The organism is Streptomyces spororaveus (genome assembly GCF_016755875.1).
Lineage (GTDB): Bacteria > Actinomycetota > Actinomycetes > Streptomycetales > Streptomycetaceae > Streptomyces > Streptomyces spororaveus.
Window position 1 is genome coordinate 5500231 of sequence record NZ_BNED01000005.1, and the last position, 25059, is coordinate 5525289.

General features: G+C 72.4%; 20 protein-coding genes. 9 read left to right on the forward strand and 11 right to left on the reverse strand.

Translation table 11 applies throughout. The features are described from left to right. Positions 1 to 2: 2 nt before the first annotated feature. The 5 genes from Sspor_RS27290 to Sspor_RS27310 all read right to left on the reverse strand — a co-directional run bounded on the left by Sspor_RS27290 (position 3) and on the right by Sspor_RS27310 (position 7108). Positions 3 to 1034 (reverse strand): ABC transporter substrate-binding protein, encoded by a 1032-nt coding sequence (locus Sspor_RS27290; protein WP_202201476.1) that lies wholly within the window; start codon positions 1032 to 1034, stop codon positions 3 to 5. A 280-nt stretch (positions 1035 to 1314) separates the two neighbouring features. Continuing rightward, positions 1315 to 2475: an acyl-CoA dehydrogenase family protein gene (locus tag Sspor_RS27295; RefSeq protein ID WP_202201477.1), complete on the reverse strand. Its 1161-nt coding sequence runs from the start codon at positions 2473 to 2475 to the stop codon at positions 1315 to 1317. Between the two features lie 7 nt (positions 2476 to 2482). Beyond that, positions 2483 to 3400, reverse strand: coding sequence for a hydroxymethylglutaryl-CoA lyase (locus tag Sspor_RS27300; protein WP_202203895.1), 918 nt, complete (start codon positions 3398 to 3400; stop codon positions 2483 to 2485). A gap of 11 nt (positions 3401 to 3411) precedes the next feature. Then, a complete protein-coding gene (locus Sspor_RS27305; RefSeq protein ID WP_202201478.1) occupies positions 3412 to 5475 on the reverse strand; it encodes an acetyl-CoA carboxylase biotin carboxylase subunit in 2064 nt (687 codons plus the stop codon). Between the two features lie 16 nt (positions 5476 to 5491). After that, positions 5492 to 7108, reverse strand: coding sequence for a carboxyl transferase domain-containing protein (locus Sspor_RS27310; RefSeq protein WP_202201479.1), 1617 nt, complete (start codon positions 7106 to 7108; stop codon positions 5492 to 5494). Between the two features lie 112 nt (positions 7109 to 7220). Between Sspor_RS27310 and Sspor_RS27315 the strand changes: the two genes are divergently transcribed. Together Sspor_RS27315 and Sspor_RS27320 are read left to right on the forward strand one after the other, a co-directional pair. Further along, a complete protein-coding gene (locus tag Sspor_RS27315; protein ID WP_202201480.1) occupies positions 7221 to 7799 on the forward strand; it encodes an SACE_7040 family transcriptional regulator in 579 nt (192 codons plus the stop codon). Between the two features lie 56 nt (positions 7800 to 7855). Next, positions 7856 to 8668, forward strand: coding sequence for a phosphatase (locus Sspor_RS27320; RefSeq protein WP_202201481.1), 813 nt, complete (start codon positions 7856 to 7858; stop codon positions 8666 to 8668). A 79-nt stretch (positions 8669 to 8747) separates the two neighbouring features. Here the strand turns inward: Sspor_RS27320 and Sspor_RS27325 are convergent, their stop codons facing one another. Next, positions 8748 to 9281: a hypothetical protein gene (locus Sspor_RS27325; RefSeq protein WP_202201482.1), complete on the reverse strand. Its 534-nt coding sequence runs from the start codon at positions 9279 to 9281 to the stop codon at positions 8748 to 8750. A 56-nt stretch (positions 9282 to 9337) separates the two neighbouring features. On the opposite strand from Sspor_RS27325, the gene Sspor_RS27330 reads away from it, so the two are divergent. Continuing rightward, positions 9338 to 10189: a DUF4253 domain-containing protein gene (locus Sspor_RS27330; RefSeq protein ID WP_202201483.1), complete on the forward strand. Its 852-nt coding sequence runs from the start codon at positions 9338 to 9340 to the stop codon at positions 10187 to 10189. A gap of 12 nt (positions 10190 to 10201) precedes the next feature. On the opposite strand, the gene tesB is transcribed toward Sspor_RS27330, so the two are convergent. Together tesB and Sspor_RS27340 are read right to left on the reverse strand one after the other, a co-directional pair. After that, a complete protein-coding gene (gene tesB, locus Sspor_RS27335) occupies positions 10202 to 11080 on the reverse strand; it encodes an acyl-CoA thioesterase II (RefSeq protein WP_202201484.1) in 879 nt (292 codons plus the stop codon). A gap of 26 nt (positions 11081 to 11106) precedes the next feature. After that, positions 11107 to 12264, reverse strand: coding sequence for an acyl-CoA dehydrogenase family protein (locus Sspor_RS27340; protein ID WP_202201485.1), 1158 nt, complete (start codon positions 12262 to 12264; stop codon positions 11107 to 11109). Between the two features lie 247 nt (positions 12265 to 12511). On the opposite strand from Sspor_RS27340, the gene Sspor_RS27345 reads away from it, so the two are divergent. Then, positions 12512 to 13501, forward strand: coding sequence for a hypothetical protein (locus tag Sspor_RS27345; RefSeq protein ID WP_202201486.1), 990 nt, complete (start codon positions 12512 to 12514; stop codon positions 13499 to 13501). Positions 13502 to 13623: 122 nt separating this feature from the next. On the opposite strand, the gene Sspor_RS27350 is transcribed toward Sspor_RS27345, so the two are convergent. Then, entirely contained in the window at positions 13624 to 15036 is a 1413-nt protein-coding gene (locus tag Sspor_RS27350) for a PucR family transcriptional regulator (RefSeq protein WP_202201487.1), read from the reverse strand. 116 nt (positions 15037 to 15152) lie between these two features. Between Sspor_RS27350 and speB the strand changes: the two genes are divergently transcribed. Then, entirely contained in the window at positions 15153 to 16115 is a 963-nt protein-coding gene (speB, locus tag Sspor_RS27355; protein ID WP_202201488.1) for an agmatinase, read from the forward strand. A 5-nt stretch (positions 16116 to 16120) separates the two neighbouring features. Further along, positions 16121 to 17788 carry a thiamine pyrophosphate-binding protein gene (locus Sspor_RS27360; protein ID WP_202201489.1) on the forward strand — a complete coding sequence of 556 codons (1668 nt, stop codon included), beginning with the start codon at positions 16121 to 16123 and terminating at the stop codon, positions 17786 to 17788. 39 nt (positions 17789 to 17827) lie between these two features. Here the strand turns inward: Sspor_RS27360 and Sspor_RS27365 are convergent, their stop codons facing one another. Then, positions 17828 to 18058 carry a hypothetical protein gene (locus Sspor_RS27365; protein WP_202201490.1) on the reverse strand — a complete coding sequence of 77 codons (231 nt, stop codon included), beginning with the start codon at positions 18056 to 18058 and terminating at the stop codon, positions 17828 to 17830. A 247-nt stretch (positions 18059 to 18305) separates the two neighbouring features. Here Sspor_RS27365 and Sspor_RS27370 point away from each other — a divergent pair, with 247 nt between their 5' ends. After that, on the forward strand, positions 18306 to 22223 hold the full coding sequence (locus tag Sspor_RS27370; protein WP_202201491.1) for an ABC transporter ATP-binding protein: 3918 nt from the start codon (positions 18306 to 18308) through the stop codon (positions 22221 to 22223). Positions 22224 to 22252: 29 nt separating this feature from the next. Here Sspor_RS27370 and Sspor_RS27375 read toward each other — a convergent pair whose 3' ends face one another. Then, positions 22253 to 22807: an EF-hand domain-containing protein gene (locus tag Sspor_RS27375; RefSeq protein WP_202201492.1), complete on the reverse strand. Its 555-nt coding sequence runs from the start codon at positions 22805 to 22807 to the stop codon at positions 22253 to 22255. 244 nt (positions 22808 to 23051) lie between these two features. Between Sspor_RS27375 and Sspor_RS27380 the strand changes: the two genes are divergently transcribed. Further along, the gene (locus tag Sspor_RS27380; protein WP_237404046.1) at positions 23052 to 23450 is read left to right on the forward strand and encodes a hypothetical protein; all 399 of its coding nucleotides are present in this window, start codon (positions 23052 to 23054) and stop codon (positions 23448 to 23450) included. An 84-nt stretch (positions 23451 to 23534) separates the two neighbouring features. Then, positions 23535 to 24968, forward strand: a complete 1434-nt coding sequence (locus Sspor_RS27385) for a serine protease (protein ID WP_202201494.1) — start codon at positions 23535 to 23537, stop codon at positions 24966 to 24968. Positions 24969 to 25059: the final 91 nt, after the last annotated feature.

Genomic DNA, 25059 nt, shown 5'->3' on the forward strand with positions numbered 1-25059 from the left:
GGTCAGCTGACCTTCTTGGCGTTCTGGATGGACTTCGCGAGGTCTTCCAGGATCTGCGCGCACTTCTCGTACGAGTAGATCGGCTCGGTCACGCGGGGGACGACCTGACCGGCCTTGACGGCGGGCATCTCGACCCAGGTCGGACGGTCCTTCAGCTGCTCGGGCTGCAGCGTGCCGGTGCGGTTGTCGAGCAGGATGACGTCGGCCTTGTACTTGCCGGCGTTCTCCCAGCTGAGGCTCTCGAAGAAGCCGCCCTCGTCCAGCTTCTCGGGGGTGACGAACTCGACGCCGAGCTGCTTGAAGTACTTCAGGTCGGCCGCGGTGTCCGGGGTGGACGCGTAGAACAGGGCGTCCGAGCCGGAGCCCACGAGCACCTTGACGCCCGGGTTGGCCTTGGTGGCCTCGCGCACCTTCGCGGCGGCGGCCTCGAAGCGGGCCTTGGAGTCCACGGCCTTCTTGGAGTTCATGTCCGCGCCGAGGGACTTGGCGAGGTCCGCGGTGCGCTCCAGCGCCTTGTCGAGGGTGACGTCGCCGCCCACCTTGACCGCGGCGGCCGGGGCGAGCGCGAGGATCTTGTCCTTGGAGGCCTCCGGGACGTACCAGTAGGTGCCGTCCCAGGTGTTGGTGAGCAGCACGTCGGGCTGCAGGGCGGCGTACTTCTCGACGTTGAACTCGTCGTAGACGTTGCCGAGGATCTCGACCTTGGAGATGTCCAGCGAGCCGGCCTGGACGTCGGCCTTGCCGTCGGTGGTCTTGGTCGGGCCGAACACGCCCTTGACCTTGATGCCGTAGTCGTGCAGCGCGGCGGCGGTGCCGGTGTAGGCGACGATGTTCTTCGGCTTGGCCTTGGTGGTGACGTCCTTGCCGAGGTCGTCCTTGAAGGTCCAGGCGGCGGACGCCGAGGCGCCGTTGTCCTTGTCACCCTTCGCCGAGTCGGTGCCGCCGCATGCGGTCAGGACCGCGACGAGGCCGAGGGCGCCACCGGCCGCGACGAACCCGCGGCGGGTGAAGGAGGAGGTTCGGGACTTGGGCATGTCGATGTCCGCTTTCATGCGTGCAGGGGCGGCCACTGGGCCGTTCGGTGAGAAGGTTAGCCTAACCTAAGGCCAAATCCGGCGGCTGGGCAAGATCCGGCCGTGAGTTGGATCACCCCCGGCGGAACCGGCGGTGACCGGCCCGATTTCCCTACCGTCCGGCGCACGGCACCGAGTTGCCGCGAGGCGCCGACCGGACCCCTGACACGCCGATGTCCGGGGCGGGTGTCGTACCCGCCCCGGACACCGGTGCGTTCGGCTCGGCCGGAAGCCGGTCGGCTCAGCCGGCGAAGCCCAGCTCACGGGCGATCAGCATGCGCTGGACCTCGCTCGTGCCCTCGCCGATCTCCAGGATCTTGGAGTCCCGCCACATCCGGGCCACCGGGTACTCGTTCATGAAGCCGTAGCCGCCGTGGATCTGCGTCGCCTCGCGCGCGTTGTCGACCGCGACCGTCGAGGAGTACAGCTTCGCGATCGCCGCCTCCTTCTTGAACGGCTCCCCGGCCACCAGGCGGGAGGCCGCGTCGCGCCAGCCGATGCGGGCCATGTGGGCGCGCATCTCCATGTCGGCCAGCTTGAACTGGATGGCCTGGTTGTCGCCGATCGCCTTGCCGAAGGCGTGCCGCTCCTTGGCGTACTTCACCGACTCGTCCACACAGCCCTGCGCGAGGCCGGTCGCGAGCGCCGAGATGGCGATCCGGCCCTCGTCGAGGATCCGCAGGAACTGCGCGTAGCCGCGGCCCTCCTGGCCCACCAGGTTGGCCAGGGGGACCCGTACGCCGTCGAAGGACAGCTCGCGGGTGTCCGAGGAGTTCCAGCCCACCTTGGAGTACGGGGCGGCCACCGTGAAGCCCGGGGTGCCGGACGGGACGATGATCGAGGAGATCTCCGGGCGGCCGTCCGCCTTGCGGCCCGTCACGGCGGTGACCGTGACCAGACCGGTGATGTCCGTACCGGAGTTGGTGATGAAGCACTTCGAACCGTTGATGACCCACTCGTCGCCGTCCTTGACGGCGGTCGTGCGGGTGCCCCCCGCGTCGGAGCCCGCACCCGGCTCCGTCAGCCCGAAGGCGCCGAGGATCTCGCCGGAGCACATCTTCGGCAGCCACTGCCGCTTCTGCTCCTCGGAGCCGAAGAGGTAGATCGGCATGGCGCCGAGCGAGACCCCGGCCTCCAGGGTGATGGCGACCGAGGAGTCGACGCGGGCCAGCTCCTCCAGGGCGATGCCGAGGGCGAGGTAGTCCCCGCCCATGCCGCCGTACTCCTCCGGGAAGGGCAGGCCGAACAGGCCCATGCGGCCCATCTCGGCGACGATCTCGTAGGGGAACTCGTGCCGCTCGTACAGGTCGCCGATCTTCGGGGCGACGACGTCGTGGGCGAACGCCTCGACGGTGCGGCGGAGTTCCTCGTGCTCAGGGGTGAGCCGGTGGTCGAGGGACATGGTGTGACTACTCCTTGTGGGAGAGGGCGCGGACGGTACGGGAGGGGCTGGGGCGTCCCAGCTGTTCGGCCATCCACACGCTCGTGGCGGTGAGGGCGGTCAGATCGACCCCGGTTTCGATGCCGAGGCCGTCGAGCATCCACACCAGGTCCTCGGTCGCGAGGTTTCCGGTGGCGCTCTTCGCGTACGGACATCCGCCGAGGCCGCCTGCGGAGGCGTCGACGGTGGTCACGCCGTGCTGGAGCGCGGCGAGGGTGTTGGACAGGGCCTGGCCGTAGGTGTCGTGGAAGTGCACGCCGATCCGGTCGGTGGTGACCCCGGCCTCGTTCAGCGCGGCGAGCAGCGCCTGGACATGGCCCGGCGTGGCCACGCCGATCGTGTCGCCGAGGCTCAGCTCGTCACAGCCGAGGTCCAGCAGGGCCTTGGCGACGGAGACCACCTGGTGGACCGGGACCGGGCCCTCCCAGGGGTCGCCGAAGCACATCGACAGATAGCCGCGGACATGCGCCCGGCCCTCCTTGGCGCGGGCCACGACGGGCTCGAACATGGCGAGGGACTCGGCGACGGTGCGGTTGAGGTTGCGGGACGCGAAGGTCTCGGTGGCCGAGCCGAACACCGCGATGCGCGTGGCCCCGAGGGCGAGCGCGCGGTCGAGGCCGCGCTCGTTGGGGACGAGGACGGGCAGCCGCGCGTCGACGTCGGCGAGCTGCGGGAACAGCTCCTCCGCGTCGGCCAGCTGGGGCACCCACTTGGGGTGCACGAAGCTGGTCGCCTCGATGGTCGTCAGCCCGGCGGCGGCGAGGCGGTGGATGAACTCCGCCTTGACGGCCGTCGGGACGGCGCCCTTCTCGTTCTGCAGCCCGTCGCGGGCGCCGACCTCGTGGATGCGGACCCGGGCCGGGAGACCGGGGGCCGGGACGTTCATGGGCAGGCGGTTCACGCGCCCTCCTCCTCGTCCGGGGTGACGACCGCCAGGACCTGGTCCATGGCCACCGTGCTGCCGGTGGACACGTCCAGCTCGGTGACCGTGCCGGCATGCGGGGAGGAGATGACGTGCTCCATCTTCATCGCCTCGACGACCAGCAGGCTCTGGCCCGCCGCGACCTTGTCGCCCACGGCCACCTTGACCACGGTGACGGTGCCGGGCATCGGGGCGGCGAGGGTGTCGGCGCCGGCCCGGCCGGCGCCGCTCAGGTTCGCCACGACGGGGTCGTGGCGCTGGACGTGCCAGCTGTCCGCGTCCCGGCCGAGCCAGGTCCCCTCCGGGCTGGTGGCGTGGCTGAAGCGGTGCGTGACGCCGTCGAGTTCGACGGTGACGGTGTCCGGGGTGCGGCTGACGATCCGGCCGCGGGCCGGTGCGCCGGGGCTCTGCCCCGGACCCCGCGCCCCGATCGCCGGCGAGGCTGAATCCGCCCCGGCGGGGCCGGAAACGAGGATCTCCGCGTCGGTGCCCAGGGAGCGCGTGCGGACCTCCACCGGGTCCTGGCCCGGCAGGCGGAAGTGGTGGACGGTCCAGGCCGGAGTACCGCCGAGGCGCCAGCCGTCGGCGGCGTCGAAGGGGTCGGCCCACCCCGTCGCCCGCGGCTTCGCCACGGTGCCGGCCAGCAGCGCGGCGGCCGCGTACACCTCGTCCGGGACGCCCTCCGGCAGGAGCGACGGGAGGTCGCGCTCGACCAGCCCCGTGTCCAGGTCGCCGGAGACGACGTCCGGGTGGGCCAGCAGCCTGCGCAGGAAACCGGCGTTCGTCTGGACGCCCAGGATCACGGTGTCGGCCAGAGCACCCCGCAGCAGCCGCAGCGCACTGGCGCGGTCCGGGCCGTGGACGATGACCTTCGACAGCATCGGGTCGTACGTCGAGCCCACCGGAACGCCCGCCGTCAGCCCGGAGTCCGTGCGCACCGCACCGCCCGAGGGCTCGGACAGGGCCAGCACGGTGCCGCCGGACGGCAGGAAACCGCGCGCCGGGTCCTCCGCGCAGACACGGGCCTCGATGGCGTGCCCGGTCAGCGTCACCTCGGACTGGGTGAAGCCCAGCGGCGCGCCCGCCGCCACCCGCAGCTGCTGCTCCACTAGGTCCAGCCCGGTGATCAGCTCCGTCACCGGGTGCTCGACCTGGAGCCGGGTGTTCATCTCCATGAAGTAATAGGAGGCGGGGTCGTTGCCCGGCACGATGAACTCCACCGTGCCCGCGCCGACGTACCCGCAGGAGCGGGCCGCGTCGACCGCCGCCGCCCCCATCGCCGCCCGGGTCTTCTCGTCGAGCAGGACCGACGGGGCCTCCTCGATCACCTTCTGGTGCCGGCGCTGCAGCGAGCACTCGCGCTCGCCCAGGTGCACCACGTTCCCGTGGGCGTCCGCCAGCACCTGGATCTCGATGTGCCGCGGCCGGTCCACCCACCGCTCCACCAGCAGGGTGTCGTCGCCGAAGGAGGACCGCGCCTCGCGGCGGGCCGCCGCGATCTCCTCGGCCAGCACCGCCTCGTCGCGGACCAGCCGCATGCCCTTGCCGCCGCCGCCCGCCGAGGGCTTCAGCAGCACCGGCATGCCGATCTCCGAGGCGGCCGCGACCAGTTCGGCGTCGGTCAGGCCACTGCCCGAGGAGCCGGGGACCACGGGCACGCCCGCAGCCTTCACCGTCTCCTTGGCGCGGATCTTGTCGCCCATGAGGGAGATGGCGGAGGCGGGCGGCCCGATGAAGGCCAGCCCGGCGTCCGTACAGGCCTGGGCGAAGGCGGCGTTCTCGGCGAGGAAGCCGTAGCCGGGGTGGACGGCCTCGGCGCCGGTGCGCCGGGCGGCGTCCAGCAGCCGCTCGACCGACAGGTAGCTCTCGGCGGCCGCGGCCGGGCCGATGCGGACGGCCGTGTCGGCCTCCCGGACGTGGCGGGCGTCCGCGTCGGCGTCGCTGAAGACGGCCACGGAGCGGATGCCGAGCTCCCGCAGGGTGCGGATGACCCGTACGGCGATCTCGCCGCGGTTCGCGACCAGAACAGTGCTGAACATCAGTGAGGTCCTCACGTCACATACGGAAGATGCCGAAGCCCGAGTCGCCCAGCGGGGCGTTCGCGCACGCGGTCAGGGCCAGTCCCAGCACCTGCCGGGTTTCCATCGGGTCGATGACCCCGTCGTCCCACAGCCGCGCGGTGGCGTAGTAGGCGTTGCCCTGCTCCTCGTACTGCGCGCGGACCGGGGCCTTGAAGGCCTCCTCGTCCTCGGCGGCCCATTCCTGGCCCGCGCCCTCGATCTGGTCGCGCTTGACCGTGGCGAGCACCGAGGCCGCCTGCTCCCCGCCCATCACGGAGATCTTGGCGTTGGGCCACATCCACAGGAAGCGGGGCGAGTACGCCCGGCCGCACATCGAGTAGTTGCCGGCGCCGTACGAGCCGCCGACCACCACCGTCAGCTTCGGCACCCGGGTGCAGGCCACGGCCGTCACCATCTTGGCGCCGTGCTTGGCGATGCCGCCGGCCTCGTAGTCCTTGCCGACCATGAAGCCGGAGATGTTCTGGAGGAAGAGGAGCGGGATGCCGCGCTGGTCGCACAGCTCGATGAAGTGCGCGCCCTTCTGCGCCGACTCGGCGAACAGGATGCCGTTGTTGGCGACGATCCCGACCGGGTGTCCGTGGATCCGGGCGAAACCGGTGACCAGCGTCTGGCCGAACTCGGACTTGAACTCCTGGAAGCGGGAGCCGTCCGTGATCCGGGCGATGATCTCGCGGGCGTCGTACGGGGTGCGCGAGTCGACGGGGACCGCGCCGTACAGCCCGTCCGGGTCCACCTTGGGCTCTTCCGGCGCCTCGACCGACCAGGGCAGGGCCCCGCGCTCGGGCAGGGTCGCCACGATGTTCCGTACGATCCGCAGCGCGTGCGCGTCGTCCTCCGCGAGGTGGTCGGTCACACCGGAGATCCGGGAGTGGACCTCGCCGCCGCCGAGATCCTCGGCCGTGACCACCTCACCGGTGGCGGCCTTCACCAGCGGCGGGCCGCCGAGGAAGATCGTGCCCTGGTTGCGGACGATGACGGCCTCGTCACTCATGGCTGGGACGTAGGCCCCGCCCGCCGTGCAGGAGCCGAGGACGGCGGCGATCTGCGGGATACCGGCCCCCGACATGCGGGCCTGGTTGTAGAAGATGCGGCCGAAGTGCTCCCGGTCGGGGAAGACCTCGTCCTGCATGGGGAGGAAGGCGCCGCCGGAGTCGACCAGGTAGAGGCAGGGGAGACGGTTCTCCAGGGCCACCTCCTGGGCGCGGAGGTGCTTCTTGACGGTCATCGGGTAGTACGTGCCGCCCTTGACGGTGGCGTCGTTCGCGACGATCACGCATTCGCGGCCGCTGACCCGGCCGATGCCCGCGATGACCCCGGCGGCGGGGGCCGCGCCCCCGTACATGCCCTCGGCGGCCAGCGGGGCCAGCTCCAGGAAGGGCGATCCGGGGTCGAGGAGGGTGTCCACGCGGTCGCGCGGGAGGAGTTTCCCGCGGGCGGTGTGGCGGGCGCGGGCCTTCTCGCCGCCACCGAGCCGGGCCGCGTCGAGCCGGGCGCGCAGGCCCTCGGTCAGCTCGCGGTGGGCGGCCTCGTTGGTCCGCCAGGCCTCGGACGCCGGGTCCGCGGCGCTCGTCAGCACTGGTGCCTGCTGCATCGGTCGAGCTCCCTTGCTCGTTCCACCTGCTCGGTGCACGCTGTTAATGGTCGTTAACGTGTCTGGGCCTTAGGTTAACGACCGCTAACGGCCCTGTCTAGAATGGTTTCCCATGAGCACCAGAGCGGCCGCACCCACCCGTCGCGAGCAGATCCTCAGTGAGGCCGCTCGTCTCTTCGCCGCGCGTGGGTTCCACGGCGTGGGCGTCGACGAGATAGGGGCCGCGGTGGGCATCAGCGGCCCCGGGCTGTACCGGCACTTCGCGGGCAAGGACGCCATGCTCGCCGAGCTGCTCGTCGGCATCAGCGAGCGGCTGCTGACCGGCGGCCGGCACCGGGTGGCGGAGGCGGCGGGCGACCCGGAGCGGGTGCTGTCCTCCCTCGTCGACGGCCACATCGACTTCGCGCTCGACGACCGGGCGCTGATCACCCTGCACGACCGGGAGCTCGACCGGCTCCGGGAGGCCGACCGCAAGCTCGTACGGCAGCTGCAGCGCCAGTACGTGGAGCTGTGGGTGGAGGTCGTACGGGAACTGCACCCGCAGGTCGCCGAGGCGGAGGTACGGGTCGCCGTGCACGCGGTGTTCGGCCTGCTCAACTCCACCCCGCACCTGGCGGCCTTGGGGCGCGAGGCGGTGGAATCGCTGCTGCGGCGCCTCGTCCACGGCGCGTTCGGGGCGCTGTCGGCGTGAGCCGGGGCGTCCGCCGACCGGAATGGACGCGCCGCCTCCGGCCCGGCGGCGGCAGAATGGCCCGTATGCCGAAGCCGATAGAGACGCCCGTACCCACCCGCGCCGAGCTCATCGACCACCTGGTCCGCACCCGGATCTCGGGGCAGGTTGCCACGCCGCGCGAGAACAACCTCAGCCACTACCGCAAGCTCGCCAACGGCGACCGGCACTACTGGCTCGGCCTGGAACTGGGCGACCGCTGGACGGACGAGCAGGACGTGCTCGCGGTGATGGCGGAGCGGTGCGGGGTCGTGGACGACCCGGCGTTCCGGTTCGGCCAGGACACCATCGACCCGGAGCTGACCGTGGCCGGCCTGGACCGCCTGGCGGCGCGACTGCGCAAGGCGGCGGCGGACCGGCAGAGCGTGCTCTTCGCCACCGGCCACCCGGGCGGCCTCCTGGACGTCCACCGGGTGACGGCGGCGGCCCTGCGGGCGGCCGGGTGCGAGATCGTCGTCATCCCGCAGGGCCTGGTGGCGGACGAGGGCTCGGTGTGGCAGTTCGCCGACGTCGCGGTCCTGGAGCGCGGCGCGACGCTGTGGCACACGCACTCGCCGGAGCCGATGGCGGCGATCCTGGACGGCCTCGCGGCGGAGAACCGCCCGCTGCCGGACCTGGTCGTCGCGGACCACGGCTGGGCGGGCTGCGCGGCCCAGCGCGGCCTGGACGCGGTGGGCTACGCGGACTGCAACGACCCGGCGCTGTTCATCGGCGAGGCGGAAGGCACCCTCCAGGTGACGATCCCCCTGGACGACCACGTCCGCGACCCCCGCTTCTACGACCCGATGGTGGCGTACATCCTGGACGCGGCGGGCCTGCTGGGGGAGTAGGGGGCGGGCGAGGGCCTCGCCGGTTCGTCCGTGGCGGCGAACCGGCGAGCCCCCCGCTCCCCGCGCGCGAGGCCTCGTCTCAGTGGGCCGTGGAATCCCTTGTGTAGCGCTCGCCCTTGCCGTCGTCCTGACGCAGGTACATCTGGTCGTAGGGTCGCTTCCCCACCCAGATCGCGTTCAGGGCGCAGTGAGCCGGCCGCTCGTGACCGGTCGCGAATTCGATCCGGACGCCCGGGCGTTCGTCCGGGACGGTATCGAACGTCCATGTGCCGTCACCGGATGCGCGGGGGACGGCGTTCCGCATGTTTTCCGGGACGCAGTACCGGTCCTGCGTGATGTTGCCGAACGAGACGGCTCCGTCCTCCGTGAACACGACCCGGCCGCCTTTGTTGCTCTGCCAGGTGCCGGTGATGTCCGACGCTTCGAGCTCCTCGGTGCCGCGCGGCTCCGACCCGCAGGATGTGACCGCGAAGCTTGTGGCAAGGAGAAGCGCGAGGACTTCGGAGTGCCGTAGGAGTCGTTTCAATGATCGCCTCGGGGTGGATGTATGGATGGCCCGTCGCTCCGGATCTGCCGGAGCGGTGCGGAGCCGGTCGTGCCGATCATCGCCCACTCGCGCGCACTTCCGGGGGGTGACCCGTTGTCAGTGGCGGTGGTTACGGTCGGTTCATGTCGAAGTCTTCGAAGGCGCGCAGCCCGTTGTCCGTGCTGGCCGACGATCCTCAAGGGCGGTCTCTGGGGCTGGAGTTGCCCTCGGGGGTGCTCGTGGATGCGCCCGGACGGCGGCGGTGGGGCAAGGCGTCCGAGCCGTTGTTGTGGGTGTCCGACGAGGCCGTGGGGGTCGGGGCGCTCGCCGCTCACCGGAGTCCGGCGCTCGCCGCCGCCGGGCTGCAGGCCGTGCTGTTCCAGGACCGGCGGGGGCTCGAACGGTGGTGGCAGGAGCGGGAGTTCCGGCCGGAGCGGATGTCCGACCCCGACGACCACCACGTCGAGCCGGTGCTGCGGGAGTTCTGGAGCGCGGTGGTGCCCGACCCCGAGGAGGGTGCGGAGGGGGAGGAGCTCATCGCTCCCTTCGGCCGGGACTGGCCCGGGCTCGCGGAGGGCGGGCCGCAGGCCCCGGACGATCCGGACGCCGTGGCCTGTGGGCTCGCGGACGAGCTGATAGCGAGCGGCGCCCTGCCGAGTCCCCGGCTCGCCCTGGTCCCTGCGGGCCGCGGGGCCGACGTACCGACCGTGATGGGCTGGGGCGGGCCGGCCAACCACGAGAACGACACCGCCCTCATCAGCACCGTCCTGCGCTCCTGGGAGGACCGCTTCGGGGCCCGCGTCGTCGCCCTCGGCTTCGACGAGCTCCATGTGTCCGTGGCGGCCCCGCCGCGTACGACCGCCCACGCGCTCCCCGTCGCCGCGGAGCACTTCGCCTTCTCGCCCGACAACATCTGGCAGGGCTCCGGCAGCATCCGCGCCTACGCCGACGAGGCGGTCACCGGCAGCAACCACTGGGGGTTCTGGTGGGACTGAGACGGGCGCGGGTCACGCACGCGGGACGCGTACGACACCCTCCTGGATGACCGTCACGGCCAGCCGGCCGTCCTGCGTCCAGATGCGGGCCTGGCCCAGGCCCCGGCCCGCGGCCGCCGAGGGCGACTCCTGGTCGTACAGCAGCCACTCGTCCGCGCGGAACGGCCGGTGGAACCACATCGCGTGGTCCAGCGAGGCGCCGACCACGTCGCCCACCGCCCAGCCGCCCCGGCCGTGCGCGAGCAGCACCGAGTCGAGCAGGGTCATGTCGGAGACGTAGGTGGCCAGGCAGGTGTGCAGCAGCGGATCGTCGCTGTCGAGCTTGCCGGCCGTACGGAACCACACCTGCGAGCGCGGCTCCACCGGCTCGCCGACGCTGCCCCAGGGCGGGGTCGTGGCGTAGCGCAGGTCCACCGCCTCGCGGGTCTCGATCAGCCGCTCCACCGTGCCGGGGTCGCGGAAGATCTCGCGGTACGCGGGCAGCGACTCGGCCGCGGTGGGCAGGGACTCCGGGTCCGGGGCGGACGGCATGGCGACCTGGTGGTCGAGGCCGTCCTCGTACTTCTGGAAGGACGCGGAGAGGTGGAAGATCGGCTGGCCGTGCTGGACGGCGACGACCCGGCGCGTGGTGAAGGAGCGCCCGTCGCGGATCCGGTCCACCGAGTAGACGATGGGCGCGGAGGTGTCCCCGGTGCGCAGGAAGTAGGAGTGCAGCGAGTGCGCGGTGCGGTCCGCGGGGACGGTCCGGCCGGCCGCGACCAGGGCCTGGGCCGCGACCTGGCCGCCGAAGACGCGCGGTACCAGCGAAGGCCGGCTGGTACCGCGGAAGATGTTCTCCTCGATCTGCTCGAGGTCGAGCAGATCGAGGAGCGTCGTCAGTGCGTCGTTCATGGGGGAAGGGTAGGTGCCCGGATTCCCTACAGGCCCATGGACTTGGCGATGATGGACTTCATGATCTCGCTGGTGCCGCCGTAGATGCGGTTGACGCGGTTGTCGGCGTACAGGCGGGCGATCGGGTACTCGTTCATGTAGCCGTAGCCGCCGTGCAGCTGGAGGCAGCGGTCGATGACGCGGTGCGCGACCTCGGTGCAGAACAGCTTGGCGGAGGCGGCCTCGGCCGGGGTCAGCTCGCCGGCGTCCAGGGCCTCCAGGGCGCGGTCGGCGACGGCCTGCGCGGCGTCCACCTCGGCCTGGCAGGCGGCCAGTTCGAACTTGGTGTTCTGGAAGTGCGCGACGGGCTTGCCGAAGACGGTGCGCTCCGTGACGTACTGCTGGGCGAACCGGACGGCCGCGGCGGCCTGGGCGTACGCGCCGAAGGCGATGCCCCAGCGCTCGGAGGCCAGGTTGTGGCCGAGGTAGTAGAAGCCCTTGCCCTCCTCGCCCATCAGGTCCTCGACCGGGACCTTGACGTCGACGAACGCCAGCTCGGCGGTGTCGGAGGTCTTCAGGCCCAGCTTGTCGAGCTTGCGGCCGATGGAGTAGCCCTCGGACTTGGTGTCCACGGCGAAGAGGGAGATGCCGAAGCGGCGGTCCTCGGCCGACGGGGCGGAGGTACGGGCGCAGACGATCACGCGGTCGGCGTGGACGCCACCGGTGATGAAGGTCTTGGAGCCGTTGAGGACGTAGTGCGTGCCGTCCTCGGAGAGCTTGGCGGTGGTCTTCATGCCCGCGACGTCGGAGCCGGTGCCCGGCTCGGTCATCGCCAGAGCCCACATCTCCTCGCCGGAGACGAACTTCGGCAGGAAGCGCTTCTTCTGCTCGGTGTCGGCCAGCATCTTGATGTAGGGGAGGGCGAGCAGCACGTGCACGCCGGAGCCGCCGAAGTTGACGCCCGCGCGCGAGGTCTCTTCGTAGAGGACGGCCTCGAACTTGTGGGTGTCCAGGCCCGCGCCGCCGAACTCCTCGGGCACGTTGATGCCGAAGACGCCCAGCTCGCCGAGCTTGTAGTAGAAGTCGCGCGGCGCCTGACCGGCTGCGAACCACTCGTCGTAGACCGGGACGACCTCGGCCTCGATGAAGGCGCGGATGGTCTCGCGGAATGCCTCGTGGTCCTCGTTGAAAACGGTACGGCGCACAGCCGGCTCCCTTCGGTCGCGGCGGTCCGCCGCCATGCCTAAGCGCTTGCTCAGGATAAGTTACCGGCCAGTCAATCTGGCTGTCCAGAGTCGGAGCGCCCGAGAAAGGGTGGGGTGGCTCACCCCGGGCCCGCCGCCCGGGGCTCCGGCAGAGGGGGTTCATCCGTGCCGTGGTGGCCGGAATGTGCTCAAGAATGCCTTGTTCGTGGTCTCACGTACCGATTCGCCCTCCCCTAGCCTGCCCGGCATGCCACTTTTCCGGAGAGCGAAGAAGGCCGGCCCGGATGCGGGCGGAGGGTCGGGGGCGTCGCCGGTACCGCCCTGGTGCGCATGGTTCGGCCCCGCCGACTGGCACGCCTTCGAGGCGCTCCTGAACGACGTCTTCCTGGACGGGAACAAGAGCGGGCCGCCCATGCGCTTCGGGGAGCAGCGCCACCTCTCGCTCGCCGCCGAGGGCGAGCCCGGCGCACCGCTGGACCTCGCGGAGATAGCCGAGCTGGTCCGCGCGCTGCCGCACGCGAACTGGCGGTCGGCCACGGTCTCCTTCCTGAACCAGAAGCAGCGGCTCGCCGACCGCCGGCGCGAGCTGGAGCGGGCGGGCTTCGCCGAGGTCCGCAACCTGCTCATGCCGAGGCTGGTGACGGTCGACGCGGTCGGCGAGGGCCACGGGCTGTCCGTGGCGCTGACCGGGGAACTCGCCGTCGTCGTCGTGATCCACGTGGGCGGAGACCTCTCCGCCCCCGTCCCGCCGGACCAGTTCCGCTCCTGGCGCGTGGACGAGGCCGAGGTGTGGGCCGCCGCCATGGCCAACCTGGAGGCCGCACCGGTCTCCCTCCAGTACAACGAGGACGAGAACCCGCTGGTGAACGTCGAGGGCGAGGGCGGCTACACCTCGACCCACCTGCTGCGCGCCGCCGACCTCGTCGACCGCCCGGCGCCGCACGGCATCCTCGCGATGGTCCCCTTCCACGGCCACCTGATGCTGTGGGCCGTGGAAGGGCCGGAGCTGCACACCTGCGTGATCGCCTACGGGCCGCTGGTGCGGAAGATGTGGGAGGACGCCCCCGAGGAGTACCGGCTGAGCTCGCGCCTGCTGTGGATAGGGGAGGACGGGATCGAGTCGGTCGGGGTGGAGCCCGCGCCGCCCGGCAGTGACGAGCCGGGTGTGATCACGGGCTCCGCGCGCTTCGTGGAGCTGCTCTCCGCCTTCCGCCCGCCGGACGGCCACCGCGGGTGAGCCGGGAGGCCGGGGCCGGCGCGGCGCGGGTGAGCCGGGGGCCGGGGCCGGCGCGGGTGAGCGCGGGGCCGGGGCCGGCCCTCACCCGTCGGGCCCCGCCCGCACCCGTCCCGGCTCCGGCCTCACCCCGCGGTGACGCGCAGCGCGAACCACAGCTCCATCCGGACGTCCGGGTCGTCCAGGTCCCGGTCCAGCAGTTCGGCGGCGCGGCCGACGCGCTGGCGGACGGTGTTGCGGTGGACGCCGAGGGCGGCCGCCGTGCGGTCCCAGTTGCCGTGGTGGGCCAGCCAGCCGCGCAGGGTCTCCCGCAGAGCGGGGGAGAGCGGCCCCAGCAGGGCCTCCGCATGGGCGCGGGCCTCGGCCTCGCCGACCAGGCCCGCGAGGCCGGGGTCGGTGTGGCGGGCCAGCGCGGTACGGGTCGCCTCCGCGCGCTCCAGCGCCCGCCCGGCCTGGGCGTCCGCCGTGGCCAGCCCGGCGGGCGCGGCCGGGGCGCTCACCCCGAGCCGCCAGCCGGGCTGCGCCTCGGGCTCCCGGTCGGTGAGCAGCCGTACGCCGTCCTCGTGCGGGTCCAGCAGTACGGTGCCCAGGGCGGCCGCCAGGGCCCGCGGATCCCCCGACCCGCGGGCGTGGACGGCGTACCAGGGGCCGGCCGTCAGGGCCCCGGCCGGATTCCCGTCGAGCAGCAGCCGGGTCAGGGCCGCCGCCTCGGCCCCGGCCGGCCGCTCGGCCGTGAGCAGGGTCAGCAGCACGGCGGCCACCGATGCCACGGTGTGGTCGCCGGGGGCGCGGGCCGGGGTCGCCGTGCCCAGCGCCGCCCGCCCGGCCAGGGCGTAGGCGGCCAGGTGGTGTCCGCCCGCCCGGTCGGTGGCCGTGGCGGGCCCGCCCTCGCGGCCGACCCGGGCCAGCAGCGCGGACAGGGCCTCCCAGGCCGGAGCAGGGAGCTCCGGGCCCGCCGCCCGGCCGCCCGGCCACAGGGCGACCGACCCGCCCAGGCTGGCCGCGAGCCTGGCCAGCACCGCCGGGACCGGGTCGGGCCGGGCCGCGGCCGCCGCCAGGGCCTGCTGGGCCTCGGTGACCCGGCGCAGCTCCCGGGTCCGGGCCTCCGCCATCAGCCGCCCCACCGCGCGGGCGACCGCCGAGAAGGGGGTCCGCGGCGGGACCTCCAGCAGCGGCAGCCCGTGCCGGGCGCAGGCGTCGGCCAGCGCGGCCGGGACCTCCTCGTGCACCGGGGCCACGCCGAAGCCGAGCGCGGCCGCCCCCGCGCCGGCCAGCCGGGCCACGTACCCGTCGGGGTCGTCGGCGGGGCCCGCCCCGGCGGTCAGCAGCAGCTCGCCGCCGAGCAGGTACGGGGAGGGGTCGGGCATCTCGGAGGCGTGCACCCCGTGCACCCCGGCGGTGGCCGGCCCGGCGAGGTGGCGCAGGCCGAGCTCCCGGTCCCCGAGCAGCGCGGTGAGGAGCACCGGCGGGGTGAGCGGCTCCCCGGCGGGGCCGATGCCGTACTCCGGATCGCGAGGCGCAGCGGGAGGGGCGGGCATGGATACTCCATACATTTCAACACTGCCGGATGGATGAAACGTACACTCCCCACCCCCGGGTGGCCCGCTTACGCTCGAAGTACCGCACACGTCAGGCCAGAGAAAGAGGCACAGCCATGAGCACGCAGCCGCGCGGCCCCGTCGACTCCTCCCGTATCCCGCGCTACGCGGGCCCGGCGACCTTCGCCCGTCTGCCCCGCCTCGACGAGGTCGGCTCCGCCGACGTCGCCGTCGTCGGCGTGCCCTTCGACTCCGGCGTGTCCTACCGCCCCGGCGCCCGCTTCGGCGGCAACGCCATCCGCGAGGCCTCCCGCCTGCTGCGCCCGTACAACCCGGCCCAGGACGCCTCCCCGTTCGCGCTCGCGCAGGTCGCCGACGCCGGTGACATCGCCGTGAACCCCTTCAACATCAACGAGGCCGTCGAGACGGTCGAGGCCGCCGCCGACGAGCTGCTCTCCTCCGGCTCCCGCCTGATGACCCTGGGCGGCGACCACACCATCGCCCTCCCGCTGCTCCGCTCCGTCGCGAAGAAGCACGGCCCGGTCGCGCTGCTCCACTTCGACGCGCACCTGGACACCTGGGACACCTACTTCGGCGCCGAGTACACCCACGGCACTCCGTTCCGCCGCGCCGTCGAGGAGGGCATCCTCGACACCGAGGCGCTCTCGCACGTCGGCACGCGCGGCCCGCTGTACGGCAAGCAGGACCTCGACGACGACGCCAAGATGGGCTTCGGCATCGTGACCTCCGCCGACGTCTACCGCCGCGGCGCCGACGAGGTCGCCGACCAGCTGCGCCAGCGCATCGGCGACCGGCCGCTGTACATCTCCATCGACATCGACGTGCTCGACCCGGCGCACGCGCCCGGCACCGGCACCCCGGAGGCGGGCGGCATGACCTCCCGCGAGCTGCTGGAGATCATCCGCGGTCTGTCCTCCTGCAACCTCGTTTCCGCCGACGTCGTCGAGGTCGCCCCGGCGTACGATCACGCCGAGATCACCTCGGTCGCGGCCTCGCACACCGCGTACGAGCTGACCACGATCATGTCGCGACAGATCGCGCAGGCGAAGGGCAAGTAAGCGAAGTGACGCACGACCACGACCTGGTACTCCGTCCCACCGAAGCCCAGAAGGCGGCCGCGCTCGCGCCGCCGCCGGGGCGGACGGGCGGGGACCTGGTCGTGGAAACGCTGCGCTCGCTCGGCGCGAACACCGTTTTCGGCCTGCCCGGCCAGCACGCGCTCGCCCTCTTCGACGCGGTCGGCCGCTCCGACCTGCGCCTCGTGGGGCTGCGTACGGAGAACAACGCGGGCTTCGCGGCCGACGCGTACGGCCGGATCACGGGCGAGGCGGTGCCCCTGCTGCTCTCCACCGGCCCCGGCGCGCTGATGGCGCTGCCCGCCCTGGCGGAGGCGGCGGCCGCCTCCGCCCCGGTCCTCGCGATCTCCTCCCAGGTGCCGGTGGCGGGCCTGGGCGGCGGGCGGCGCGGGCACCTGCACGAGCTGCGGGACCAGTCGGCGTCCTTCCGGGACGTGGTGAAGTCCGTCCACACGGTCCGCACCCCCTCCCAGATCCCCTCGGTGATCGCCGAGGCCTGGGAGTCGGCCCTGAGCGCCCCGCACGGCCCGGTGTTCGTCGAGATCCCCGAGGACGTACTGCGGGCCGAGACCGTCATTCCGCAGGTCACGGGCGTGGACGCGACCCCGCACGAGCTCGCGCCGCGGCCCGAGCTGACGGCCCTGGCCGCCCACTGGCTGGAGAACGCCACCCGCCCGGTGATCATCGCGGGCGGCGGTGTCGTCCGCTCCGACGCGGCGGGCAAGCTCAAGCAGCTCGCGGAGCGCCTGAACGCGCCCGTCGTCACCACCTTCGGCGGCAAGGGCGCCTTCCCGTGGACCCATCCGCTCTCCCTCCAGTCCTGGCTGGAGGACCGGCACATGACGGACTTCCTGGAGGACGCGGACGTCCTTCTGGTGGTCGGCTCGGGCCTCGGTGAGCTCTCGTCGAACTACCACACGTTCTTCCCGACGGGCCGGGTCGTCCAGATCGAGGCGGACCTCGGGAAGCTGGAGTCGAACCACGCCGGCCTGGGCATCCACGCGGACGCCCGCCTGGCGCTGCAGGCCCTGCTGGAGACGGTGGCCGAGCGCGAGGACGCCGGCGCCCCCGAACGCGTCCGCGCCGTGCTGGCGGACATCGCGGCCCGCCTCGCCACCCAGGACGTGGCCCTGGAACAGGAACTGCTCGGCTCGATCCGGGCGGCTCTCCCCGCCCGTTCCCCGTCCTTCTGGGACATGACGATCCTGTCCTACTGGGCCTGGTCCGCCTTCGACCCCAAGCACCCCAACACCATGCACTCGGCCCAGGGTGCGGGCGGCCTCGGCTACGCCTTCCCGGCGGCGCTCGGCGCGTGCGTGGCGGAACCGGACACCCCGGTGCTGGCGGTGTCCGGCGACGGCGGCGCGATGTACTCGGTCGCGGACCTGGCCACGGCGAAGCAGCACGACCTCGACGTCACCTGGCTGATCGTGGACGACGGCGGCTACGGCATCCTGCGCGAGTACGGCTGCGGGACGGGCACCGAGCTGGCCGGCCCCGACTTCGTGGCCCTGGCCCTGTCCTTCGGCGTCCCGGCCTCGACCACCACCCCGGAGTCCCTGACCGCCGACCTGAGAAAGGCACTGGCGACCCCGGGCCCCTCGGTCCTGGTCCTTGCGGCGACCCTGAAGATGTTCGCGCCGACGCACGTCTGAGGGGGACGACCGGGCCGGCCGGCCCGCGGTCATCGGCCGTCAGTCGCGAGGACGGTCTTCCGGCTCCTCGTAGGTGTGGAGGAGGAGGCTGACCACGGCCACGCCCAGCGCCGTTCCCAGCCGGGCCCACGGGTTCTCGGTCAGCAGCCCGACGATCTTCGCCGCGAGCAGCGCGATGAGGAACGCGGTGACGTAGGGGACGACGGCGCGGACGGTCCGCTGCATGAAGCCGGTGACGGCGCCGGCCGGGTGATGGTGGTGAGTGGACATGGTCCTCGATCCCTTCGCTGCGCCACCGCGATCGGGGGGCGGCCGACTTCCAGCATCGGCAGTGCACTCCGTCCGTCACAGATCCGGAAAGTCGTGACTTGACAGGTTCCGGCCCTGTCTCCCGCCCCCGGTCGGACCCGTTCCGCGCGCCCCCGCCGCACGGCAGTGCGATTGTTGCGGCGGGATGAAATCCGCCGGTCGGAGCGTTGGCGCTTCCGGCAGGACAGGACGAACGGGGAGGCCTCACGTGGCGGCGGCAGAGACAGCGGCTGGGGAGAAACAGGGCTGGGGCAGGCGGCTGGCGGGCTACACCTGGCGGTACAGGACCAATGTGCTGCTCGCGCTCGGCTCCTCGCTGGCCGGCATGGCCGTCATGGCGGTCGTGCCGCTGGTCACCAAGGTGATCATCGACGACGTCATCGGGGACCGGACCAAGCCCATGGGCCCCTGGGCCGGGGTACTCATAGCCGCGGCCCTGCTCGTGTACGTGCTGACCTACATACGCAGGTACTACGGCGGGCGGCTCGCCCTCGACGTGCAGCACGACCTGCGCACCGACATGTACGCCACGATCGCCCACCTCGACGGGCGGCGACAGGACGAGCTGAACACCGGCCAGGTCGTCGGCCGCGCCACCAGCGACCTCCAGCTGATCCAGGGCCTGCTCTTCATGCTGCCCATGACGATCGGGAACTTCCTGCTCTTCGGGATGTCCCTCGGGATCATGCTCTGGCTCTCGCCGCTGCTGACCCTGGTCGCCCTGCTCATGGCACCCGCCCTGTGGTTCATCGCCAAGCGCAGCCGCAAGAAGCTCTTCCCCGCCACCTGGTGGGCGCAGGGCCAGGCCGCCGCCGTCGCCACCGTCGTCGACGGGGCCGTGACCGGCGTCCGCGTCGTCAAGGGCTTCGGCCAGGAGGAGCAGGAGACCGGCAAGCTGCGCGAAGCAGGCCGCCGGCTGTTCGCCGGGCGGATGCGGACCATCCGGCTCAACTCGCGCTACACCCCCGCCCTCCAGGCCGTCCCCGCGCTCGCCCAGGTCGCCATGCTGGCCCTCGGCGGCTGGATGGCCACCAACGGCCAGGTCACCCTCGGCACCTTCGTCGCCTTCTCCACCTACCTCGCCCAGCTCGTCGGACCCGTCCGCATGCTCGCGATGGTCCTCACCGTCGGACAGCAGGCCCGGGCCGGCGTGGAGCGCGTGTTCGAGCTCATCGACACCGAGCCCGAGATCCACGAGGGCACCCGCGAACTGCCCGCCGACGCGCCCGCCACCGTCGAGTTCGACGACGTCCGCTTCGGCTACGACCCCGAACGGCCGGTCCTCGACGGGTTCTCGCTCACCGTCGCGGAGGGCGAGACCATCGCCGTCGTCGGCTCCTCCGGCAGCGGCAAGTCCACCGTCGCGCTCCTGCTGCCCCGGTTCTACGACGCGGACGGCGGCGCCGTCCGCGTCGGCGGCCACGACGTCCGCGAGCTGACCTACGACTCCCTGCGCGGCGCGATCGGCCTGGTCCCCGAGGACTCCTTCCTCTTCTCCGACACCATCCGCGCCAACATCGCCTACGGGCACCCCGAAGCCACCGAGGAGCAGATCGAGGCCGCGGCCCGTGCCGCCCAGGCCGAGGGGTTCATCCGGGCCCTGCCCGCCGGGTACGACACGAAGGTCGGCGAACAGGGGCTCACCCTGTCCGGCGGCCAGCGCCAGCGCATCGCCCTCGCCCGCGCCATCCTCACCGACCCCCGGCTGCTGCTCCTCGACGACGCCACCTCGGCCGTCGACGCCCGCGTCGAGCACGAGATCCACGAGGCCCTGCGCTCCGTGATGGCGGGCCGGACCACCCTGCTGATCGCGCACCGCCGCTCCACGCTCGCGCTGGCCGACCGGATCGCCGTACTCGACCGCGGGCGGCTCGCCGACATCGGGACGCACGAGCAGCTGGAGAGCCGCTCCGCGCTCTACCGCAGGCTGCTCACCGACCCGGACGCGCTCGGCGCCGCCTCGCCGCGCACCCCGGACGCCCGGGTGATGACCGAGTTCGAGCGCGAGCTCGACCGGGACCTCGAACGCGGCATCGAGCTGGAGGCCGAGATCGACTCGGAGCCCGTCAACGCCAAGCGCCGGGTCGCGGGCGGGGTCACCCCCGAGCTCTGGCGCCGCCAGGACGAGCCCGACGGCACGGACTCCACCCCCACGGGCTCCACCTCCACGGGCTCCACCTCCACGGGCCCCACCCCCACGGGCTCCACCCCCACGGCCCCCGCCGCCGCGGGCGGCGCGCCCGGAGCCGGGCACCCCATGGCCGGGTCCGTCGCCGGCATGCCCGCCACCCCCGAACTGCTCGCGCAGGTGGCGGCGCTGCCGCCCGCCGAAGACCTGCCCGAGGTGGACGAGACCCGCGCCGCGGCCGCCGAGGAGAGCTACGGTCTGCGCCGACTGCTCCACGGCTTCTGGGCACCGCTCGCCATCAGCCTCGGCCTCGTCGCCGCCGACGCGGGTGCCGGACTGCTGCTGCCGATCCTGATCCGGCACGGCATCGACCAGGGCGTGGAACAGGCCGTCCTCGGCGCCGTCTGGGTGGCCGCCGGGCTCGCCCTGGCCGTCGTCGTCGCGCAGTGGGCCGCACAGTTCGCCGAGACCCGTATGACGGGCCGCACCGGCGAGCGCGTGCTGTACGCCCTGCGCGTCAAGATCTTCGCCCAGCTCCAGCGACTCGGCCTCGACTACTACGAGCGCGAGCTGACCGGCAAGATCATGACCCGGATGACCACCGACGTGGACTCGCTGAGCTCGTTCCTGCAGACCGGGCTCGTCACCGCCGTGGTCTCCGTCTTCACCTTCTTCGGCATCCTGATCGCGCTGCTCGTCCTCGACGTCGAGCTCGCGCTGATCGTGTTCGCGACCCTGCCCGTCCTGGTCGTCGGCACGATCGTGTTCCGCCGCAGGTCCGTGGCCGCCTACGAGCTCGCCCGCGACCGGGTCAGCCTGGTCAACGCCGACCTCCAGGAGTCCGTCTCGGGCCTGCGCATCGTCCAGGCCTTCCGCCGCGAGGGCTCGGGCGCCAAGCGGTTCGCCGAGCGCAGCCACTCCTACCGTGAGGCCCGGGTCCGCGGCCAGTGGCTGATATCCGTCTACTTCCCCTTCGTGCAGCTGCTGTCCTCGGGCGCCGCGGCCGCCGTGCTGATCGTCGGCGCGGGCCGGGTGGAGGCCGGGACGCTCACCACCGGTGCGCTGGTCGCGTACCTGCTCTACATCGACCTGTTCTTCGCGCCCGTCCAGCAGCTCTCCCAGGTCTTCGACGGCTACCAGCAGGCCACCGTCTCCCTCGGCCGGATCCAGGGGCTGCTGCGCGAGCCCACCACCACCCCGCTGCCCGAGCGGCCGCGCGCCCTGCGGACCCTGGGCGGGGAGATCGCCTTCGAGGACGTCCGCTTCCAGTACGGGACGGCCGAGGAACGGGGCGAGAAGGGCGAAGCCCTGGCCGGTATCAGCCTGCGGATACCCGCAGGGCAGACCGTCGCCTTCGTCGGCGAGACCGGGGCCGGGAAGTCCACGCTCGTCAAGATGGTGGCCCGGTTCTACGATCCGACCTCCGGCCGGGTCACCGCCGACGGCACCGACCTGCGGGAGCTGGACCTGACGGCGTACCGCCACCGGCTGGGCGTCGTCCCCCAGGAGGCCTACCTCTTCCCGGGGACGATCCGTGACGCCATCGCCTACGGGCGCCCCGGTGCGAGCGACGCCGAGGTGGAGGCCGCCGCCCGCGCGGTCGGCGCCCACGACATGGTCGCCACCCTCGACGGCGGCTACCTGCACACCGTCGCCGAACGCGGCCGCAACCTCTCCGCGGGCCAGCGCCAGCTGATCGCACTGGCCCGGGCCGAGCTCGTCGACCCGGACGTGCTGCTGCTCGACGAGGCCACCGCCGCCCTCGACCTGGCGACCGAGGCGCAGGTCAACCAGGCGACGGACCGGCTCGCGGGCAAGCGCACCACCCTGGTGGTCGCGCACCGGCTGACGACCGCGGCGCGCGCCGACCGGGTCGTGGTCATGGACCGGGGCCGGGTCGTGGAGGACGGCACCCACACCGAACTCCTCGCGCGCGGAGGCCGGTACGCCGAGCTGTGGCGCACCTTCGTCGGCGAGGACGAGCGCGCGGCGGCCTGAGCGGACACACCCTCAGGGACGTCCCGGGATCAGAACTCGCCGAACAGCAGGTTCCCCGGGGCGTCCTCGTCGGTGCCGGTGTAGTACTCGCGTACCGCGTCGAGCAGTTCGTCGACGGTGAGGCAGCCGTCGCCGTTGGCGTCGATGCGCCGGAAGAGCGCCTCGGTGTCGGCGGGGCTCAGCCGCGTGTCGAAGGCCTCCTGCGCCCGGTGGAACTCCTGCGGGCTGATGAACCCGTCGCCGTCGGTGTCGACGATCGTCAGGATCGCCCGCATCATCGGCCGGAACGAGCGGTCGTAGGCGGGCCCGCCCTGCGCGTACAGGCGGGTCATGCCCTGCTTGTACTCCTCGGGCGTGACCTTGCCGTCCCGGTCGATGTCCAGCTCGGTGAACAGGTCCTGCCAGAAATCGGCCAGCCCGCCCATCACCAGCTCCGCCTTGGGGGAGCCGGCCGGCTCGGCGAGGGCCGTCAGCAGCCGGGAGCCGAGCGCGATGATGTCGTCGGCGTCGATCACGCCGCTCCGGTCGGCGTCCAGGTGCGTGAAGGCGCGCGCCAGCTTGCGGTCCAGCAGGTCGTTCGTCATCTCATGGCCTTTCACGGCTGCAGCCACGGCTGCGGTCACGGCGAGCGGGGTATGGGTCACCTAGCGTAATCGCCTGCCCGGGTGTGAACTCCCGCTGTTCCACCGGGAGGTGGCGGATGCACCCGTACGAGGGAGGGTGGCCGGTGTCGGTCGCCGCTCCCTTGCGCCCGGCAACCATCCGGGTGGTTCGGGCGTCGTACGTGCGTGCGTGCGCTGTACGTATGGCCGATCGGGGGACAGGGTGTTGCAGGCATGGAGGAGGCGCGGCCGCAGGGTCGCGTCCCTGGGGGTTTTCACGGCGGCGCTGTGGCTGTGTGTGGGCGGGCTGTTCACGCCGCCGGCGGCGCAGGCCGCGACCGAGGGCTGCGGGGGCCGGCTGGCCCGGACGGTGGCGTTCGAGACGGGTGAGGTGCGGGTCTACAAGAGCCGCAACCAGGCCTGCGCCATGACCGTGGCGCGGGTCTCCGGCGAGCGGCGCCGGATGGCGGTGAGCATCCAGCCGCGCGGCGGGGCCCCGGTGCGCGAGGCCGGGAGATTCACCCGGTACGCCGGTCCCGTCACCGTGGGCGCGATCAACCGCTGCGTGTATGTAAAGGGGAGCGTGGGGGCCGGATCTGTGGACTCCGGCTGGATCCTGTGCTGACGGACAGGCCCAACTAGGTCTGGTCAGTGGTGCGTTGACCCGGCTAGGTTCACGGCGACCGAAGTGAACTCAAGGGGAGGGTGAATGCGCAAGACGCTCGGATGGCTGCTGTCGCTCGTGGTGCTCATCGGCACCATGGGCGCGGCCGGCTTCACGGCGCAAGCGGCCACCGCCGCGCAGCCCGCGGCCGCCACGGACATCAAGGACCAGATCCTCGGCATTCCCGGGATGAGCCTGATCGAGGAGAAGCCGTACACCGGCTACCGCTTCTTCGTACTGAACTACGAGCAGCCGGTGGACCACCGGCAGCCGTGGAAGGGCACCTTCAAGCAGCGCCTGACCCTGCTGCACAAGGACGTCTCGCGGCCGTCGGTGTTCTTCACCTCCGGCTACAACGTCAGCACCAGCCCGCGCCGCAGCGAGCCGACGACCATCGTCGACGGCAACCAGGTGTCACTGGAGTATCGATTCTTCACACCCTCCCGGCCCGACCCCGCCACCTGGTCGAACCTGGACATCTGGCAGGCCGCCAGTGACCAGCACCGCCTGTTCACCGCGCTGAAGAAGATCTACAAGAAGAACTGGCTGGCCACGGGCGCCAGCAAGGGCGGCATGACGGCGACGTACTACGAGCGCTTCTACCCCCGCGACATGGACGGCGTCGTCGCGTACGTCGCGCCCAACGACGTCGTCAACAACGAGGACTCGGCCTACGACCGGTTCTTCGCCAAGGTCGGCACCAAGGAGTGCCGCGACAAGCTGAACGCGGTCCAGCGCGAGGCGCTGGTGCGCCGGGAGCCCCTGGAGGCCAAGTACGCGGTCGCCGCCGCCGAGAACGGCTGGACCTTCACCACCGTCGGCGACCTCGACAGGGCCTACGAGGCCGTCGTGCTCGACTACGTGTGGGCCTTCTGGCAGTACAGCCTGCTCGCCGACTGCGCCTCGATCCCGGACGCCGCCACCGCGAGCGACCAGCAGATCTGGGACTCGGTCGACGCGATCTCCGGCTTCTCGGCCTACGCCGACCAGGGACTGCAGACGTACACGCCGTACTACTACCAGGCGGGTACGCAGCTCGGTTCCCCGGACATCAAGCTGCCGCACCTGAAGGGTCTGAGCCGCTACGGCTACCAGCCGCCGCGCAACTTCGTGCCCCGCGACATCCCCATGACCTTCCAGCCGGGGGTGATGGCGGACGTGGACAAGTGGGTGCGCGGCAACGCGAACCAGATGCTGTTCGTGTACGGGCAGAACGACCCGTGGGGCGCCGAACCGTTCCGCCTCGGCTACGGGGTGCGCGACAGCTACGTCATGATCGCGCCGGGTGCCAACCACGGGGCGAGCGTCTCCAAGCTGATGGAGGGCGAGAAGAACCTCGCCACCTCGAAGATCCTCCAGTGGGCCGGGGTGGCCCCGGCCGCCGCGCTCGCCGACGCGGGGAAGGCGGCGCCGCTGGCGGCGCCCGACGCGCAGCTCGACCAGCGCGACCTGGAGCGCGAGCCGCAGCTGCGGCCGTAACGGGAAGCCGGAGCTCCGATCCGGGAGCTCCGATCAGCGAGCTCCGAGCCCGGAGTCCGGAGCCGGGACACGCGGGCCGCGGGCCGGCGCC

What these genes read in the sequence shown, in the direction of transcription:
- Sspor_RS27290 (WP_202201476.1), bottom strand. Translation starts at nt 1,034, where the DNA reads ATGCCCAAGTCCCGAACCTCCTCCTTCACCCGCCGCGGGTTCGTCGCG.
- Sspor_RS27295 (WP_202201477.1), bottom strand. Translation starts at nt 2,475, where the DNA reads ATGTCCCTCGACCACCGGCTCACCCCTGAGCACGAGGAACTCCGCCGC.
- Sspor_RS27300 (WP_202203895.1), bottom strand. Translation starts at nt 3,400, where the DNA reads ATGAACGTCCCGGCCCCCGGTCTCCCGGCCCGGGTCCGCATCCACGAG.
- Sspor_RS27305 (WP_202201478.1), bottom strand. Translation starts at nt 5,475, where the DNA reads ATGTTCAGCACTGTTCTGGTCGCGAACCGCGGCGAGATCGCCGTACGG.
- Sspor_RS27310 (WP_202201479.1), bottom strand. Translation starts at nt 7,108, where the DNA reads ATGCAGCAGGCACCAGTGCTGACGAGCGCCGCGGACCCGGCGTCCGAG.
- Sspor_RS27315 (WP_202201480.1), top strand. Translation starts at nt 7,221, where the DNA reads ATGAGCACCAGAGCGGCCGCACCCACCCGTCGCGAGCAGATCCTCAGT.
- Sspor_RS27320 (WP_202201481.1), top strand. Translation starts at nt 7,856, where the DNA reads ATGGCCCGTATGCCGAAGCCGATAGAGACGCCCGTACCCACCCGCGCC.
- Sspor_RS27330 (WP_202201483.1), top strand. Translation starts at nt 9,338, where the DNA reads ATGTCGAAGTCTTCGAAGGCGCGCAGCCCGTTGTCCGTGCTGGCCGAC.
- tesB (WP_202201484.1), bottom strand. Translation starts at nt 11,080, where the DNA reads ATGAACGACGCACTGACGACGCTCCTCGATCTGCTCGACCTCGAGCAG.
- Sspor_RS27345 (WP_202201486.1), top strand. Translation starts at nt 12,512, where the DNA reads ATGCCACTTTTCCGGAGAGCGAAGAAGGCCGGCCCGGATGCGGGCGGA.
- Sspor_RS27350 (WP_202201487.1), bottom strand. Translation starts at nt 15,036, where the DNA reads ATGCCCGCCCCTCCCGCTGCGCCTCGCGATCCGGAGTACGGCATCGGC.
- speB (WP_202201488.1), top strand. Translation starts at nt 15,153, where the DNA reads ATGAGCACGCAGCCGCGCGGCCCCGTCGACTCCTCCCGTATCCCGCGC.
- Sspor_RS27365 (WP_202201490.1), bottom strand. Translation starts at nt 18,058, where the DNA reads ATGTCCACTCACCACCATCACCCGGCCGGCGCCGTCACCGGCTTCATG.
- Sspor_RS27375 (WP_202201492.1), bottom strand. Translation starts at nt 22,807, where the DNA reads ATGACGAACGACCTGCTGGACCGCAAGCTGGCGCGCGCCTTCACGCAC.
- Sspor_RS27385 (WP_202201494.1), top strand. Translation starts at nt 23,535, where the DNA reads ATGCGCAAGACGCTCGGATGGCTGCTGTCGCTCGTGGTGCTCATCGGC.